The organism is Frankia sp. CcCS3, assembly GCF_977927575.1.
In genome coordinates this window covers 1-15,198 of the sequence record NZ_CDWRCL010000087.1, presented here as the reverse complement: position 1 = coordinate 15,198, position 15,198 = coordinate 1, and the positions used below count along the sequence as shown (strand labels likewise).

The 15,198-nt window shown below is 72.7% G+C and carries 13 protein-coding genes and 1 pseudogene; 6 read left to right on the top strand and 8 right to left on the bottom strand.

Going from position 1 to position 15,198, the window contains the following annotated elements; translation table 11 throughout:
- Positions 1 to 147: 147 nt before the first annotated feature.
- From AC08OQ_RS09980 to AC08OQ_RS09970, 3 genes are read left to right on the top strand one after another with little or no spacing between them, the layout of a single operon-like run.
- Entirely contained in the window at positions 148 to 420 is a 273-nt protein-coding gene (locus tag AC08OQ_RS09980; protein WP_476612005.1) for a hypothetical protein, read from the top strand.
- On the top strand, positions 378 to 1,349 hold the full coding sequence (fxlM, locus tag AC08OQ_RS09975) for a methyltransferase, FxLD system (protein WP_476612004.1): 972 nt from the start codon (positions 378 to 380) through the stop codon (positions 1,347 to 1,349). Before AC08OQ_RS09980 ends, fxlM begins: the two co-directional genes overlap by 43 nt.
- A gap of 17 nt (positions 1,350 to 1,366) precedes the next feature.
- A complete protein-coding gene (locus AC08OQ_RS09970) occupies positions 1,367 to 1,690 on the top strand; it encodes a hypothetical protein (RefSeq protein ID WP_476601540.1) in 324 nt (107 codons plus the stop codon).
- Between the two features lie 20 nt (positions 1,691 to 1,710).
- On the opposite strand, the gene AC08OQ_RS09965 is transcribed toward AC08OQ_RS09970, so the two are convergent.
- The 8 genes and pseudogenes from AC08OQ_RS09965 to AC08OQ_RS09930 form a co-directional block, all read right to left on the bottom strand.
- Positions 1,711 to 2,109 (bottom strand): hypothetical protein, encoded by a 399-nt coding sequence (locus tag AC08OQ_RS09965; RefSeq protein WP_476612003.1) that lies wholly within the window; start codon positions 2,107 to 2,109, stop codon positions 1,711 to 1,713.
- 234 nt (positions 2,110 to 2,343) lie between these two features.
- Entirely contained in the window at positions 2,344 to 4,542 is a 2,199-nt protein-coding gene (locus tag AC08OQ_RS09960) for a DUF7846 domain-containing protein (RefSeq protein WP_476601539.1), read from the bottom strand.
- Between the two features lie 225 nt (positions 4,543 to 4,767).
- Positions 4,768 to 4,923 carry a small ribosomal subunit Rsm22 family protein gene (locus AC08OQ_RS09955; protein WP_476601538.1) on the bottom strand — a complete coding sequence of 52 codons (156 nt, stop codon included), beginning with the start codon at positions 4,921 to 4,923 and terminating at the stop codon, positions 4,768 to 4,770.
- 67 nt (positions 4,924 to 4,990) lie between these two features.
- A pseudogene (locus AC08OQ_RS09950) lies at positions 4,991 to 5,704 on the bottom strand (small ribosomal subunit Rsm22 family protein); the annotation flags it as partial.
- Between the two features lie 295 nt (positions 5,705 to 5,999).
- Entirely contained in the window at positions 6,000 to 6,773 is a 774-nt protein-coding gene (locus tag AC08OQ_RS09945; protein ID WP_476601537.1) for a thioesterase II family protein, read from the bottom strand.
- Positions 6,774 to 7,007: 234 nt separating this feature from the next.
- Positions 7,008 to 7,991, bottom strand: a complete 984-nt coding sequence (locus tag AC08OQ_RS09940; RefSeq protein ID WP_476601542.1) for an MFS transporter — start codon at positions 7,989 to 7,991, stop codon at positions 7,008 to 7,010.
- 772 nt (positions 7,992 to 8,763) lie between these two features.
- Entirely contained in the window at positions 8,764 to 10,779 is a 2,016-nt protein-coding gene (locus AC08OQ_RS09935; protein ID WP_476612002.1) for a rhodanese-like domain-containing protein, read from the bottom strand.
- Positions 10,776 to 11,285: an ATP-binding cassette domain-containing protein gene (locus AC08OQ_RS09930; protein ID WP_476602059.1), complete on the bottom strand. Its 510-nt coding sequence runs from the start codon at positions 11,283 to 11,285 to the stop codon at positions 10,776 to 10,778. The genes AC08OQ_RS09935 and AC08OQ_RS09930 overlap by 4 nt, the downstream gene beginning before the upstream one ends.
- Before the next feature lie 206 nt (positions 11,286 to 11,491).
- On the opposite strand from AC08OQ_RS09930, the gene AC08OQ_RS09925 reads away from it, so the two are divergent.
- From AC08OQ_RS09925 to AC08OQ_RS09915, 3 genes are all read left to right on the top strand, one after another.
- The gene (locus tag AC08OQ_RS09925) at positions 11,492 to 12,790 is read left to right on the top strand and encodes a sensor domain-containing phosphodiesterase (RefSeq protein ID WP_476602060.1); all 1,299 of its coding nucleotides are present in this window, start codon (positions 11,492 to 11,494) and stop codon (positions 12,788 to 12,790) included.
- A 230-nt stretch (positions 12,791 to 13,020) separates the two neighbouring features.
- Positions 13,021 to 14,307 (top strand): hypothetical protein, encoded by a 1,287-nt coding sequence (locus AC08OQ_RS09920; RefSeq protein ID WP_476602061.1) that lies wholly within the window; start codon positions 13,021 to 13,023, stop codon positions 14,305 to 14,307.
- 4 nt (positions 14,308 to 14,311) lie between these two features.
- A partial coding sequence (locus AC08OQ_RS09915) for a transporter substrate-binding domain-containing protein (protein ID WP_476612001.1) occupies positions 14,312 to 15,198 on the top strand: 887 nt, incomplete at its 3' end.

Here is a 15,198-nt window from a genome sequence, read left to right as displayed (position 1 = left end):
CGGCCTCCGCGCGGTTCTCGCCCACCACATCCTGTTCGCCTGGAACCGTCTCGGCATCCCCGCCTCCGACCAGGCGCAGCTCGCCCACACCGCCGCCGACATCATCTTCGATGACCTCGGCCCGATCCCTGACGAACGGTGACCACGATGACCACCCGCACCCCCGAGCAGCTCCGCGACAACCTGGTCGCCGACATCCATCGCTGGGGCACGTTCCGAACCGCCCAGGTCGAAGCCGCGTTCCGCACGGTCCCGCGGCACCTGTTTCTGCCCGACGTCGACCTGGAAACCGCCTACGCCCCACAGGTCGTCGTCACCCGCCGTGCCCCGACGGCACTGCGCTGTCCTCGGCCTCCCAGCCCAGCCTCGTCGCCGCCATGCTCGAACAGGCCGACGTCCAACCCGGCCACCGCGTCCTAGAGATCGGCACCGCCACCGGCATCAACGCCGCGCTCCTGGCCGAGCTCACCGGCCCGACCGGCCAGGTGACCACCATCGAGATCGACGAGGAACTCGCCGCAGGCGCGCGCACCGCGCTGACCACAGCCGGCTATGAGCGCGTGGACGTCGTCCATGGGGATGGTGCGGCGGGCCACCTGGGCGGGGCGTCCTACGATCGGATCGTGATCACGGCCGGGGCCTGGGACCTGGCCAAGGGCTGGTGGGACCAGCTCGCCCCCGCTGGCCGCATCATCGTCCCCTTGCGTCTGCACGGAAGCGGCCTCGCCCGCTCCCTCCCGCTCGACGCGGTCGGGCCGGGCCGGCTGGTCAGCCGCTCGGCGCTCGTCTGCGGCTTCGTCCCCCTACGCGGCACCGACGCCCACACCGGCCACGCCCTCACCCTCGCGGACGGCGTCGCTCTGCGCGTCGACGACCACGACCCCGCCGACGAGACCGCGCTGCGCGCCGCGGCGGCCAGCCCACCCCACAGCCTGTGGACCGGGTTGACGATCCACGACGACGAACCGACCGCGCACCTCGACCTGTGGCTCGTCACCGCCGGCGCCCGGTTCAGCCGCCTCGCCGTCGACACCACCGTCCGCCCTGACAGCCCGCTCGCCCCGACGCGACGCTGGGCCGGAGCCACCATCCACGACGGCACCACCATCGCCTACATCACCCTGCGCCCCCTCGCACCCGACACCGACGAACTCGGCGTCACCGCCCACGGCCCCCACGCGGCCACCCTCGCCGCGCACCTCACCGACCTGCTGCACCAGTCGCGCAAAGATGGCCTCGCCGAACCTGTCGTCACCGCCCATTCCGCGGACACCCCGGACGACCAGACCGTCGCCGGACACCGCATCGACCGGCCGAACAGCCGACTCACCGTCCGCTGGCAGCCCTGAAGACGAGGCACCACCCGATGGCCCTCACCACGTCGACGGATGCGGCACCCACGGCGTTCGCCCTCGTCGCCCCACGGTTTCCCCTCGTCCCCCGTGACCGGCCATTCTGCCCAGCCCTCGACGCCCGGATCGCCCACGTCGCCGCCCTCGCCGCCCAAGCCGCCGAGGGCGGCGACAACGCACTGCTGCGCGCCGCCGAAGCACACAACCTCGCAGCGCTGATCGCCAGCGACTGCGGACTACCTGACCTCGCCCACCGCCTCTGCTGGCGCCAATCGACACGCTTTCGTTCCACCGCCCTCTCGACGGGGCAACGGCGAAACTCGCCCTCCAACCCTTGATCAACCTCGCTCGTCTGCGGCTACGCACCGGTGACGGTCTCGGCGCCTACCGCCTCCTCGCCGCGCTCTACGGCACCGTCGCAGCGAAAGCCGAGGCCACTCTCGATGGCCGAACCTTCGCGTTCAACGACCTCGTCACCGCCGCTGACCATCCCCAAGTCGTCAGCTGGCTGTGGACCGTCCTGCTCGCCGACGGAACACGCGCCCTGACCCGCACCGGCCGCTGGGCCGAAGCCCTCGACCACCTTCACCGCCACAAAGGCCTCGGGCGACGTCTCCTCGACGGCCGCCAGACCGCGATCCTCGCCCACCACGCTCGTCAAGACCATCACGCCGCCGAGCAGATCCTCGCCTCCACGACGATCATCCAGCCCTGGGAACAGGCCGTCGCCACCTGCCTCCGCCTCCTCCACGACCACCCCACCCCGACCTCACAGCCACCCCCACACCCCGGAAAGGACCCCGGCCGCCCGCCCGGAGCGACATCCGGGCCCTCGGGGTACCCGAAACCGGCCGGGAAGCCCTCCCCGCCGATTTCGATCACAAAACCGACCGGCAAACAATCACCATCACGCTACTGGCGGATTTGGGTCTGACCCCGGCGCCGCACCGGTCAAATCCATCGAATTATCTGGTCACGATCCGTTCCCCGGTCACGTCGCACCGACCGAGACGACCAGCGCCGGACGGACCGGGGCGGGCAGCCATCCCGCTCCGGGCCGGTTCGGCACCTGACGCCAGCCCAGGCCGGGCACGAGCAGGGCCAGCTCCCCGGAGGGACGCCGGGCCAGCGGGATCCGCTCCTCCCAGCGTGCCGCACCGGCTCCCGTCGGCACGGTGAACCCGACGACGAGCTCGTCGGGCAACGTCGCACCGGCGATGCCGAGCTCGTCCGGTCCGAGCGGGGTGCCGGTCGTCACCGTGAAGGTGTGCGTGATCCCGGGAGCGTCCGCGGGCCCGGCGTCCGCGGGCCCGAACTGGACGGTTCTGGTCGTGGCACCCAACCGGATGTATAGGGTGCCGCCGGAGCCACCAGCACCACCGGGATCGCGCGCCGTCACCTGGACGCGGACGCGGTTGCCGGCGACTTGGCGCAGCGCGGTGAAGGACCCGAAGTAGCTCGCGGGCGCGGCCGGGTCGACGATCTCGTCGGAACGCAGCCGGTAGACCGCCCGACCCGGCATCCGGTCGGGCAGGGTGGCCGTGCCGGCACCGATGTCGGCGGCGTACACCACCGGCCCGGCGAGGTCCGGGGTGTTCCGCAGCATCTGGTACGGCACCTGGGTGTAACGGCTCGGGACGCCGGGCGTCACGACGACCACCGCCGGGCCCGGGTAGCGGTCCGGCAGCAGGGCGTCGAGGAACGCGTTGCGGTCGTTCACCCATCGCTGGCCGGCGACCTTGTCCGGGATCGCGTCCACGGTGAGGAGGATCAGGCCCGCGGCGGCGAGGACCACGAGGACGGGTCCGCGCAGACCTGATCTACGCAGAACGGGTCCGCGCGGGACGGGTCGCCGCGGTCCGGTCCGGGCCGGCGGGGAGCCGGTGCCGGGCCACGGGGCGAACCACCGTTCGCTCATGGACCACACCCGGCGGGCGCCGTCGGCGGCGAGAATCATGATCGGGGCGAACGCGGCCAGATGGTAGTGCGGGCCGAGTCCGTTGAGCAGGCCCGGCATCGCGAACGCCGAACCCCACCAGAAGAAGTAGCCGCCACCGACGGCGGCGACGATGACGACCAGCAGGACGCGCTCGGGACGGCGGTGCGCCCGCAGCGCGCCGACGATCGCGAGCACGAGGACCGCGACGCCCCCGAACACCCAGCTCGGGGCCGCCGCGACGGTACCGTGCAGGGCCTCGAAGGCGAGCCGGCGGGTAAACAGGAACGTCGGCTCCGACGGCAGGATGCGACGCGGCCCGAAACCGAAGCGGTCCAGCGGATCGGAGGCCGACAGCGGCGCCCGGAGCGCAGAACCGGTCACCCGCCAGCAGTACGCCAGGAGCACGACAACGAACGGCGCCAAGCCGGCGAGTGCCCAGGCGGTCCGGTGCGCCACCGCACGCACGAACCGGCCACTCGCGGACCGCCACAGCCGCGCCAGCACGAACACCACGACGGGAACGGCGACGATCACCGCGTCGAAGGGCCGCAGGAGCAGGACGAATCCCAGGCCTGCCCCGCCGCCGATGAGCGACAGCCGCGCCCCGGTCCGGCCGCCACGCAGCAGCGCCGCGCACGCCAGGGTCAGCGTCGCGGCTCCGCACGCGTAGGCGAGGGGCAGCGAGGTGTGCACCAGGGCGAGCGGGGACAGCGCGACGAACACCGCCGCCGTGACCGCGGTGACCGCGTCGTCGAAGAGCTCGCGGGCCAGCCGGTACGTCCCGGCCACCCAGCCGGCCGCCACCAGGGCCGGGGCGACGGCCATGGTGACGAACAACGCCTGGGACGCGGCGAGCAGCGCCGGCCACCCGGGCAGGTACTTGGTGAACACCCGCCCGTCGTGCTCCCCGGTCAGCCAGGGCCGGAAGAACGGCTCGACGGTGTTCGCGTCCAGGGTGAGGCGGCCATCGAGCAGCATGCGCGCCTGCAGGACGTAGGCCGCCTCGTCCGCGTCACCCGAGCCGTGCCGGTACAGCGTCGCCTGCAGGACCAGGCTGACGACAAACGAGCACCCGCAGATGGCCGCGACGATCAGCGCCGGCGTGCGGCCCGACCGGCGGCGGGCCGGTACCGCGGGCGGTGCCGGCTCCGGTACCAACCCCGGCTCCGGTACCACCGCCAAGTCCGGTACCGTCCCCGGTTCCCGCGCCGATGCCCCCGACGACGCGGACGTCCGGATATCGGTGCTCATGCGCAGTGAATGGCCGGCAGGGACCGCCATGCCGAGCCGGTCATGTCCATCCGCCCGCCGTCCGCCCCCGCCGTCCGTCTGACGGACCGGCCTCGACGCGCACCGGCACGACATAACAGACATAAGAGTAGACAGCCGGTAACCGGCCACGACTGCCGGGTACCAGGTCAAAGGGTTCCCGTCGCCGGGTTCAGGTCACCGGCGGGTCCCGCCGGTAACGGCGGGTCAGCGCGGCCCGATGCCGGGCGGGACGGCGTCACCCCAGGAGGCCCGCCGGGCCCAGCGGTAGGCCTTCTTCTCACTGCGGGAAACGACCACGTCGCCCTGCCGCGGCGCCTCGCAGACCGTCAGCCGGACGTGGCCCGAGCGGGCCTGTGGCACGCGCAGCACCCGGCCGGCGGCGTGCGCGGGCGGGCGGCGCGACGCGACGCGACGCGACGAGGTAGGAGTACTTCTCGTCCTCGTACCCGAGCGCACCGTCCTTCATCGCCCGGTGCAGCGCGCTGCGCTCGACCCGCCGGCCGAAGTGGCACCAGTCCCCCGCCGTCATCGGGCAGTCGTCGTCGGCGGGGCAGGGCGCGGTGATGGTCGCGCCGGTCTCGACGAGCGCCGAGCGCGCGGCGCGGATCCGCGCGAAGCCGGCCGGGGTTCCCGCGTCGATGACGACCAGCTCCGCCGCGGTGGCCCGCCACCACGCGGCCACGGCTGCGGCCCGGTCGCCGTCGGCGAGCTCGCCGAGCACATAGGCCGCCACCGTCAGGTCGGCCCGGTCCGCGCCGTCGCCGGGCGGGGTGAGCACGGACGTGCGCTGCCAGGTCGCCGTGCCCAAGGCCGGCGCGCCACCACGGCGGGCCAGCCGGCGACCGACGTCGATCATCAGCGCGGACCGCTCGACCAGGACGGCCCGGGTCACGCCGGGGAAGACCGCCAGCGCGGCCCAGGTCGCCGTCCCGGGACCCGCGCCCAGGTCGAGGACGGACCCGGGCCGCCAGTCCGGGCGGCGCAGCGCCACCTCACCGAGAACCGCGCGGGTGACCGCCAGCGTCGCGGGCAGGCGGGCGGCGAGGTAGGCCCGGACGTGATCCGCCGTCAGCTCACCGTCGCCCGGTGTGGCGGCGTTCGCGCGATACCGGTCGGACAACTCCCGGTAGGCGCGGGACATCGCCCGCGACGGCGGGGTCCCCGCGGACGCGCCGGTCTCGGCCGCGACCGCGGCGAGCAGGCCGGCCACCGCACCCTCGTGCCCCTCGTCTCCCTCGTGCCCCTCGTATCCCTTGCGTCCCGACCCGTACCGCACGGTCGAAGCGTAGCCGCAGTGCCACGGCCCCGAACGAAATACGCTGACGCGGATCCCGCCCGGGGTGCCGCCGGTGCCCGTGGCGGGGGTCACGTCCAGGTCGACACGTCCAGGTCGACAACGTTGACCGACGAGCCGGCCGGCGGGGCAGGCCGACGGGTCAGAGCGAGGGAGCCGCGGTGGCCGCGGGAACCAGTCCGGCCGAGACGGTGTCGATGACGGCGGCCTGCTGGTCCGACAGGTAGAAATGACCACCGGGAAAGACCTTCAGCGTGAACACGCCGGTCGTGTGCGCCCGCCATTGTTCGGCCTCGGCCACGGTGGCCTTGGCGTCGGAATCCCCGACCAGCGCGGTAATCGCCGTGCCGATCACCGCGTCCGAGGGGGCGGAATACGTTTCGATCGCCCGGTAGTCCGCCCGGGTGGGCGGCAGGATCAGCTCCAGCATTTCGGGATCGGCGAGGATGCGCGGGTCGGTTCCACCAAGCGCGTGGATTTCCCGTAGGAAACCCTCGTCGTCCAGGAGATGCACGGATTCGGCGCGGGAGGTCGACGGGGCTCTACGGCCGGAGGCGAACAGCACGAACGGCACCGGGCCGCCCGCCGCCTCCAACCGGCGGGTCACCTCGAAGGCGACGGTCGACCCCATACTGTGCCCGAAGAACGCCAGCGGGCGGTCGGTGAGGGAACGCAGCACGTCGGCAATGCGGTCCGCGAGGGGTTCGATGGCCGTCTCGGGCGCCTCCGTCCGCCGGTCCTGGCGGCCCGGATACTGCACCGAACGCACCTCGGCGACCGGCGACAATGCCCTGGACAGCGGGACGTAGAAGCTCGCCGCGCCGCCCGCATGGGGAAAACAGACGAGCCGAGGGGCGCTCGCCGGCGCCGGATGGAAACGCCTCAGCCACAGATCGACGTCACTGGGCACGGCCACCGCCGCGGTCGGATGCTCGCATGAGGATAGTACACCGCCCTCGTGATGGAATCGAATTATCTGGGAGAATCTCTCAGCCTCCAGATTATGCGGTGCAATGGCTCACTGGGCTCTTTTTCGCTCGACATTCGGCACATCACCTCCGGTAACGAGACCACCGGCGGCGGGCGGCCCGGTGCGGGAAAACGGGAAAGTGTGACGGGTCAGGGACGGTCCGGAGGCTGTGGGCCGTGACTAACCCTCCACAGTTCGCGCGCCGGCCGCCGGGACGCCGGCGCCCGGGGCGGCGGCCCGCGTGCGGTCAACCACCAGCGTGGCGATCGCGGCGGCGACCGAAACGAGACCTCCGATGTAAAACCCGGCGCGGGCGCCGCGGTGCTCGGTGAGCCAGCCGACGAACAGGGCACCTAGCGGCGTCGATCCCTGCAGGATCAGGGTATAGATCGCCATCACCCGGCCTCGGTACTGCGGATCGCTGCCGAGCTGGGTGCGGTGGTTCGCCGCCTGAGCGAAGTAGATCGTCGCGAAGCCGGTAGGGATCAGGAGCACGACCGCCATGGCATAGCTGGGCGCCCAGCCGGTCACCGTCTCCAGCAGGCCGAACGCGAGCGCGGATCCGATCACCGTGCCGGCCGACGGGCGGGTGCGGCGAGCGGTCGTCACGAGGGCCGCGAGCAGCGATCCGGCGGCGAGCCCGGTGGTGAGCAGCCCGAAGGCCGCCGCGTCGGCGTGAAATACCGTCCTGGCGAGCAGGGGCACGGTGAGCTGGAAGTTCAGGCCGAACAGCCCGATCGTCGCGACGAGTCCCAGCACGAGCACCAGGTCCTCCCGGCCGAGCACGTACCGCAGTCCGTCGACGACCCGGGTGGAGGTCACCCGGCGCGCGTCGCGGTGCATCTCGGCCGGGCGCATCATCCGCAGACCCACCACCGTCGCGAGGTAGCTCACGGCGTTGAACATCATGACCGGGCCGACGCCGAAGCCGCTGATCAACGGGCCAGCGACGGCCGGGCCGACGACCCGGGCGACGTTGAAGTACGCCGCGCTCAGCGCCGACGCGTTGGGGAGGAGTTCGGCGCCGACCAGTTCGCTCACGAAGGCCATCCGGGTCGGCATCTCGACGGCGTTCACGAGGCCGAGGCCCAGTGCGAACAGGCAGATCTGCCACAGCCGGACCGTGCCGGCTAACACCAGCAGCGACAGCGCCAAGGCGAGCAGGCTGGAGGCCAGGTTCGCGACGGTCAGTAGCCGGCGTTTGTCGTACCGATCCGCCGTAGAGGGTCAGCAACAGCATCGGGGTGAACTGCAGGGCGGTCACGAGGCCCAGGGCTGTTCCCGAGTCGCCGCTCAGCGAAAGGACGAGCCAGTCCTGGGCCACGACCATCATCCAGGTTCCCGTCACGGACAACACCTGGCCACCCGCGAAGAGTCGGAAATTGTAGACGGACAAGGAACGGAAGGTGCCCTTGATGATGGTCTTCTCCTCGGGACGACGAAGTCATGAGGCGGGCAGCACGCCCGGCCCCACTGCCCACATCGACAATGATGGGGCGAGCGGCCGAGGCTGTCCCCGTTCTCGTGTTCTCGCCGTTGGGACTGTTCTCACCATCGGTAGCGATTCTCACCATCGGTAGCGATTCTCGCCATCGGAAGCGATGGGAAGAGCGGAGCGTTAGCGGCGGCGTCCGGGTCCAGCCTCGTCCGGGTCCCGCCTCACCTGACGGCGGGATGATGTCCCCGTCCGTAGTCCGGCAGGGGCCCGGGTTCTCGGCTGCATCCGGCGCTCCACTCCCGCCAGCCGGTACACGATCATGGACGGCGAGTTCTGGGGAGCGCGGCGAGTTCTGGGGAGCAGGGAACGGTCCAGGGGTTGCAAACCGTGCCCAGGTCCCCAAAATTCGCCCGGCCCCGGCCCCGGCCCACCGTGCGAGAAGCGGCGTTCCTGACGGCACCGATCGCGGTGACGGCGGTGACGGCGGCGGTGATGGGGTCATTGCGGACCCGTGGCGACGGGCCGGTCGGGGTCGGACGACCAGGCCGACCAGGCCGACCAGGAACCCGGGTACAGGGCGGCGTCGATGCCGGCGACGGCGAGCGCGGCGATCTCGTGGGAGGCCGTCACTCCGGACCCGCAGTACACCCCGACCGGCCGCGACTGCCCGTCGGCCCCGTTCCCGTCGGCCCCGTTCCCGCTGCCGACGCCGAGGGCCGCGAACCGGGCCCGCAGCTCGTCCCGGGGCAGGAACCGGCCGCTCGCGTCGAGGTTCTCCCCCGTCGCGGCGCTCACCGCTCCCGGGATATGGCCGGCGCGCGGGTCGATCGGTTCCACCTCGCCGCGATACCGCTCGGCCGCGCGGGCGTCGAGGAGGACACCCTCGCGGGCCACCCGGGCGGCGCCGTCCGCGTCGAGCACCGGCAGCTGACCGGCGTGCAGGACGATGTCGCCGGGCGCCGAGATGATCTCCCCGGTCTCGAGCGGGAACCCGGCGTCCCGCCAGGCCGCGAGTGCCCCGTCGAGGATGCGGACGTCGGCGACGCCCGCCCAGCGCAGCAGCCACCAGGCCCGGGCTGCGGACAGCCCGCCGACCGCGTCGTAGACCACGACCGCACGCCCGGCGGTCAGTCCCCAGCGCCGGGCAGCCTGCTGGAGGTCGGCGAGCTCGGGCAGCGGATGCCGCCCGGCGGTCCCGCCCGGTGCGGCGGCGAGCTCGGTGTCCAGGTCGACGTAGACCGCGCCCGGCAGGTGGCCCTCGCGGTAGTGGTCGTGCCCGTGCGGGTCACCCAGCGCCCAGCGGACGTCGAGCAGCAGCGGTGGGCCGGGCGAGAGCAGCTCGTCGTGCAGACGCCTCACGTCGACGAGGACCTCCCCGAGCGCCGCGCCGGCACGCGTCCCGCCGGCATCCGGGGCCACGTCGGCGTAGGGGACCACACCGGCAGGTGCCGAGGCCACGCCGGCAGGTGCCGAGGCCAGCAGGGCGGCGAGGTCGGCCTGGTCGAATCCGCCCGGCGGTATGCCGGTGCGCGCCGCGGTGGCGATCCGCCGCTGCACCCCGGCGTTGACCGGTGCCGCCAGCCCGTGCAGGTGGGCCAGCAGCACGATCTCGCCGTTGAGGAAGTCCGACTCGACCGACCCGCCCCGCGCCAGGCTCTGCCAGGTGGAGCTGCCCTCCCGGGAGAAGCCGGGGATCTCGTGCAGAACGAGGCCGGACAGGTCGAGCCCGTCGTCCGGACGGACGCCGGCGGTCTCCACGCCGGCCGCGGCGAACACCCGCCGCGCCTCCTCGACCAGCGCGGCAGCCGCCGCGTCGCGCAGCTCGCTCGGGGCATAGATCGCGTCGAGGTTATAGGCCAGGTTGCCCAGCAGCTTGCCGGCCTTTCGTCGGTCGATGTCCGCGACAACCGCGACGGCGAACGAGGCTCGGCGCAGGTCGGCCGCGACGGCCTCGGCGGTCGGGTCGTCGACGGCGCCACGAGGGGCGCGGCCCAGGTAGAAGGCCGCCGCGAGCGGGGCCGCCGGGGACACGACCTCGCCGGGTCGCACGTGCGAGGAGGGGCTGAGGACGACCGCGTCGATCACCGTGGCGAACCGGCGCAACGCCGTGCGGGCGTTCTCGATCCCGTTCTGAAGCAGCACGACGGGCAGCGCCTCCGCCGCCGTGCGCCGCGTGCCGTCGGCGTCGGCGTCGGCATCGGCGTCGACCGGCCGCCACGCCCACTGTGCGAGCAGCGCCTCGGAGTCCTGCGACTTGGTGGCGAGGACGAGCACGTCGTCACCACGCAGGTCGACCTCGTCCGGGCCGCCGACAACGTCGAGAGGGATCCGCCGCTCGTCGGGCTCACCGCCGGGCGTGGCCGGCGGTCGGATGTAGCGCAGCCCGCCCGCCCGCAGCGCCGCGAGGTTCGCGCCCCGGGCCACGACGACGACGTCGATCCCGGCGAGCCGCAGCTCCACGGCGACGGTCGCGCCGACGGCCCCGGCTCCGATGACGATGTACCTGCGACTCATCGTGCGTACCTGCGACTCATCGTGCGTCCTTTCCTTGGTGCGGCGGCGGGCGCGGCCGCGAACCGTTGCCCGGGGATCGCGCCAAGCAGCTCGCGGGTGTGGTCTTGCGTCGGCGCGGTGAGGACGTCGGCCGCCGGACCACTCTCGACGATGCGGCCGGCGCGCAGCACCGCGACCTCGTGGGCGAGCTGGTCGAGCAGCTCGCGCACCCGGGCGGCGCGGCTGGCCCGGTCGCCGACGCGGAAGGAGACCAGCGGCTCGGCGATGCTCTCCCCGACGGTGGACCGCGGGTCCAGCGAGGAGAACGGGTTCTGGTGGACGAACTGGAACCGCCGCCGCAGCGGCCGCAGCTGCGACCAGCCGGCGGAGGTGATGTCCTGCTCGTCGAGGTGGATCCGGCCGCTGGTCGGCTTCCCCAGGCCCATCGCGATGGTCTTGCCCGAGCCGGACTCGCCGACGACGGCGACGGTCTGTCCCGGGGCGATCGTGAAGTCGACGTCCTCCACCGCCGAAATCGTCCTCCACCGCCGGAGTCGTCCGCCCCCGACGTGTGTAGGCGATGGACAGCCCGGTGAGCTCCACGATGTTCCGGCCCGCCACGGCGCCTGCCTTCGTGCTCACCGTGCTTACCGTATTCACGTGCTCACCATATTCACCGTGCTCACCGGCATGCCCGCGCTCCGGCCCGGCATGACAGCAGGTGGTTTCGGGCATGCCGAACATGGAGGTGGTCCGGATGGCGGATGCGCTGTCGACGTTGGGCCCGCTGGCAGGCGTCACGCAGCCGGACACGGTAGTGACGGATCTACTCGAGATCCTGCGCCGACATCTGCGGATGGACGTCGCGGGGCTGGCCCGGATCGACGGGGATCTGCTTGTCCTGCAGGTTCTCAGCGGGGACGCACGGGGGTTCAGGCTGGCGCCGGGTTCGACGATCCGCCGCGAGCACACCCTGCTCGGGCGGGTGCTGTCCGGCGAGATACCGGTGATCGTCGCGGACACGCGCACCGATCCACGCACCGCGGGCGCGGGCCTCGTCCGCGAGCTGGGAGTCGGCGCGTACGCCGCGGCGCCGGTCGCCGACAACGACGGCGAGGTGTACGGCATAGTCGGCTGCTTCGCCCACGACGCGCTCCCTCAGCCACGCGACCGCGACGTGCACTTCCTGCACCTGTTGGCGGCCTTCCTGAGTGACGCGGTCCTCGACCTGCACCGCCTGTGGGAACAGCGACGCCGCATCTGGCAGGAAGTGAGCGACCTCATCGACGCGGGCGGCCCAAAGATGATCTTTCAGCCGATCTTCAGGCTCGCAGACGAACGGATCGTCGGGGTCGAGGCGCTGTCCCGCTTCCCCCACACGACCGGCGGTGCGCAGCAATGGTATAATGACGCCGCGACCGTCGGCCTGAGCATCGAGCTGGAACTCATGGCGATCCGCCACGCGCTGACCGTCCTGCCGACGCTCCCGTCCGACCTCACCCTCGCCGTCAACGCCTCGCCGTCCACCATCACCTCCGGCCTGATCGACATCCTTCCCGACCAGGGGGCCGATCGCCTCATCGTGGAGATCACCGAGCACGAGCACATCGGCGACGACTCGGAGCTGCTGGCCGCCATCAACATGCTGCGCCGCCGCGGAGTCCGCATCGCGATCGACGACGTCGGCACCGGCTACGCGGGCCTGGAACAGCTCATCCACCTGCGCCCGGAGATCATCAAACTGGATCGGGTCCTCACCCACGGAATCGACACCGATCCGGCCAGGCGCGCCATCGCGACGGGACTGGTGCAGGTCGCCGGCGAGATCGGCGGCTGCGTCATCGCCGAGGGCATCGAGACCCCGATGGAGCTCGACACGGCGATGGCGGCCGGAATCCCCTACGGCCAAGGTTACCTGCTTGATCATCCCACCACGACCGCCGGGGCCGCCTGGGTGGAGCACTCCGCGCACCGGCCGACGGCCGCCGAACCGGAACCGGTGCCGGCCGCATCCTCCCGGCGGCTCGGCTGAGCCCGTGGCGGCTACCCGGGGCGGGGTCAGCCACCTCGAGAACCGGATCATGATCGACCCGGACCTCTGATCCCACGGCCGGCTGACCCCACGGCCGGCTGACCCCACGGCCGGCTGACCCCACGGCCGGCTGACCCACCGCCACAGCGCCAGCACGAGGTACCAGCCGGGGTGACGCCAAGGTGACAGTGGGCCACCCGGCGGTTCCGTAGGCCATACGCTCACCAGCCATGACCGCGGTGGCTACGGGGGTACGGCGCCGGGCGGCGACCCCGCCGGGCCGGCTGCGCCTGCTGTCCGTGCTCGTGGTCCTCGCGCTCGTCGCACTGTGGGCCACCGTCCTCGGCGCCACGCAGACCCGCCGGCACGCGATCGACACCCTGGCCAAGGACAGCGGCGCGTCCTTCATCGCCGCCCAGAGCCTGCGCGCCGAGCTCTCCGCGGCGGATGCCACGGCGGCCCGTGCCTTCCTCGCCGGCGGCGTCGAACCACCGGGGCAGCGTCCCGCCTACGCGCGCAGCATCGCCGCGGCGAGCGACCGCGTCGTCGATCTCGCCCGCGCTGGCAGTCCACGCCAGCCCCTGGCCGTGCTCTCCGCGCAACTGCCCGTCTACACCGGCCTGGTCGAACGGGCCCGGGCGAACAACCGGCTCGGCCTCGCCGTCGGCGGGGCCTACCTGCGGCAGGCGTCCGCGCTGATGCGGGACACCATCCTGCCCGCCGCCGACGCGCTGGCCGCCGCCGGCGCCACCGACATCGACCACGGCTACCGGCGGGCGAGCTCCTGGCACCAGGTGCTCCTGGTCGGCGCCGTCGGTGCCGCGACGCTCGCCGGGCTCGTCGCGCTGCAGGTGCGGCTGTTCCGGCGCACCCACCGGATCCTCAATCCGCCGCTGCTCGCCGCCACGGCGCTCACCGCAATCATCCTCGGGTTGACGCTGACCGCGTTCGGCGTGGAACGCGGCCGTCTCGTCGAGAGCCGGGACCACGGGTACGTCCCGATGACGCTGACCGCGCAGGCCCGGGTGCTGGCATTACGGGCGTGGGGCGACGAAAGCCTGTCGCTGGTCGCCCACGGCAACAGCGTGGAACTCGGCGAGGACGCCCGCGCCGCGGCCGCCCGGCTGGGCTACGACGGCAGGGGGCGACGGACCGGGCCCGGGGTTCTGCCGGCGACGGTGGCCCTGCGCGGCCAGGGCGGCCCGGCCCGCGCCGCCCTGGAACCGGCCTGGCGCGGGTACCAGGCGACAAGCCTGCGGGTCGGTAACCTGGTGTCCGATGTCGGCGGGTTCCAGCAGGCGGTGGCCGTGGCGCTCGGCGAGGGCACGACCTCCTTCACCCGGTTCGACGACGCCTCGGAAGCGGTGTTCACGACCAGCCGTACCCGCTTCGAAGCGCGCCTGTCCGCCGCCGGCGAGGCGCTGAGCCGCCTGCCGCTCGGCGCCACCGTGGCGCTCGGGCTCGCCGCGGCCCTGGCCTTCGTCGGCATCCAGCTGAGAATCAACGACTACCGGTGAGCCAATGATGATCATCCGGTTCGCGGTGACGCGAGCGGTGACGGTACTGATTACCGTCGCCCTGGCGGTCGGCGTCACCGCCTGCGGCACGGTCGACAGTTCGCTGCCGGCCCAGGCCCGACCCCTGGACCCCGCGACGCCGACGCCCCCGCGGCCCGCCGCCCTCACGCCCGCCGCCGCAGCCGTGACACCGACACCCACCTGCGACAACCCGCAGGCCAGCTGGCGCCCGCCGGACCGGCTGCCCCCGCCGGGCGCGATGCCCACGGGCACCGTCCTGGAGACGATCGAACGCCGCGGCTACCTCACCGCCGGGGTGCTGGCCGACGTCCCGCCCTTCGGGTCGATCAGCCCGTTCACCGGCCAGTTCGAGGGCTTCGACGTGGAGATCGCCAACCTGATCGGCCGGAGGATCTTCGGCGTAGACGGACGCGTGCGGTTCCGCGCGGTCACCTACGCCGAGCGCATCCCGGTCCTGCGCGACGGCGCTGTCGACGTCGTCGTGGCGACCATGACGACGAACTGCGAGCGGCGCGCGCTGGTGGACTTCTCCGTCGTCTACTACAACGAGACGCAACGGGTCCTGGTCCCCCGCGACTCGCCGTACCAGGGGATGGACGATCTCGGTGGGCGACGGGTCTGCACGGCGGCCGGCGCCACCTCGACGGCGACCGTCCGGCGGGCGCTGTCGCGCCCGGTGCTGCGCACCGTGCCGAACATCGCCGACTGCCTCGTGCTGCTCCAAGCCGGGGAGGTCGACGCCGTCACGACCACCACGGCCATCCTCAACGGGATAGCCGCCCAGGACCCGCGGCTGTACGTCGTCGGACCGGCCCTGTCGGACGAGCCGGACGCGGTCGCCGTCAGCCTCGACCATCCGGATCTGGATCT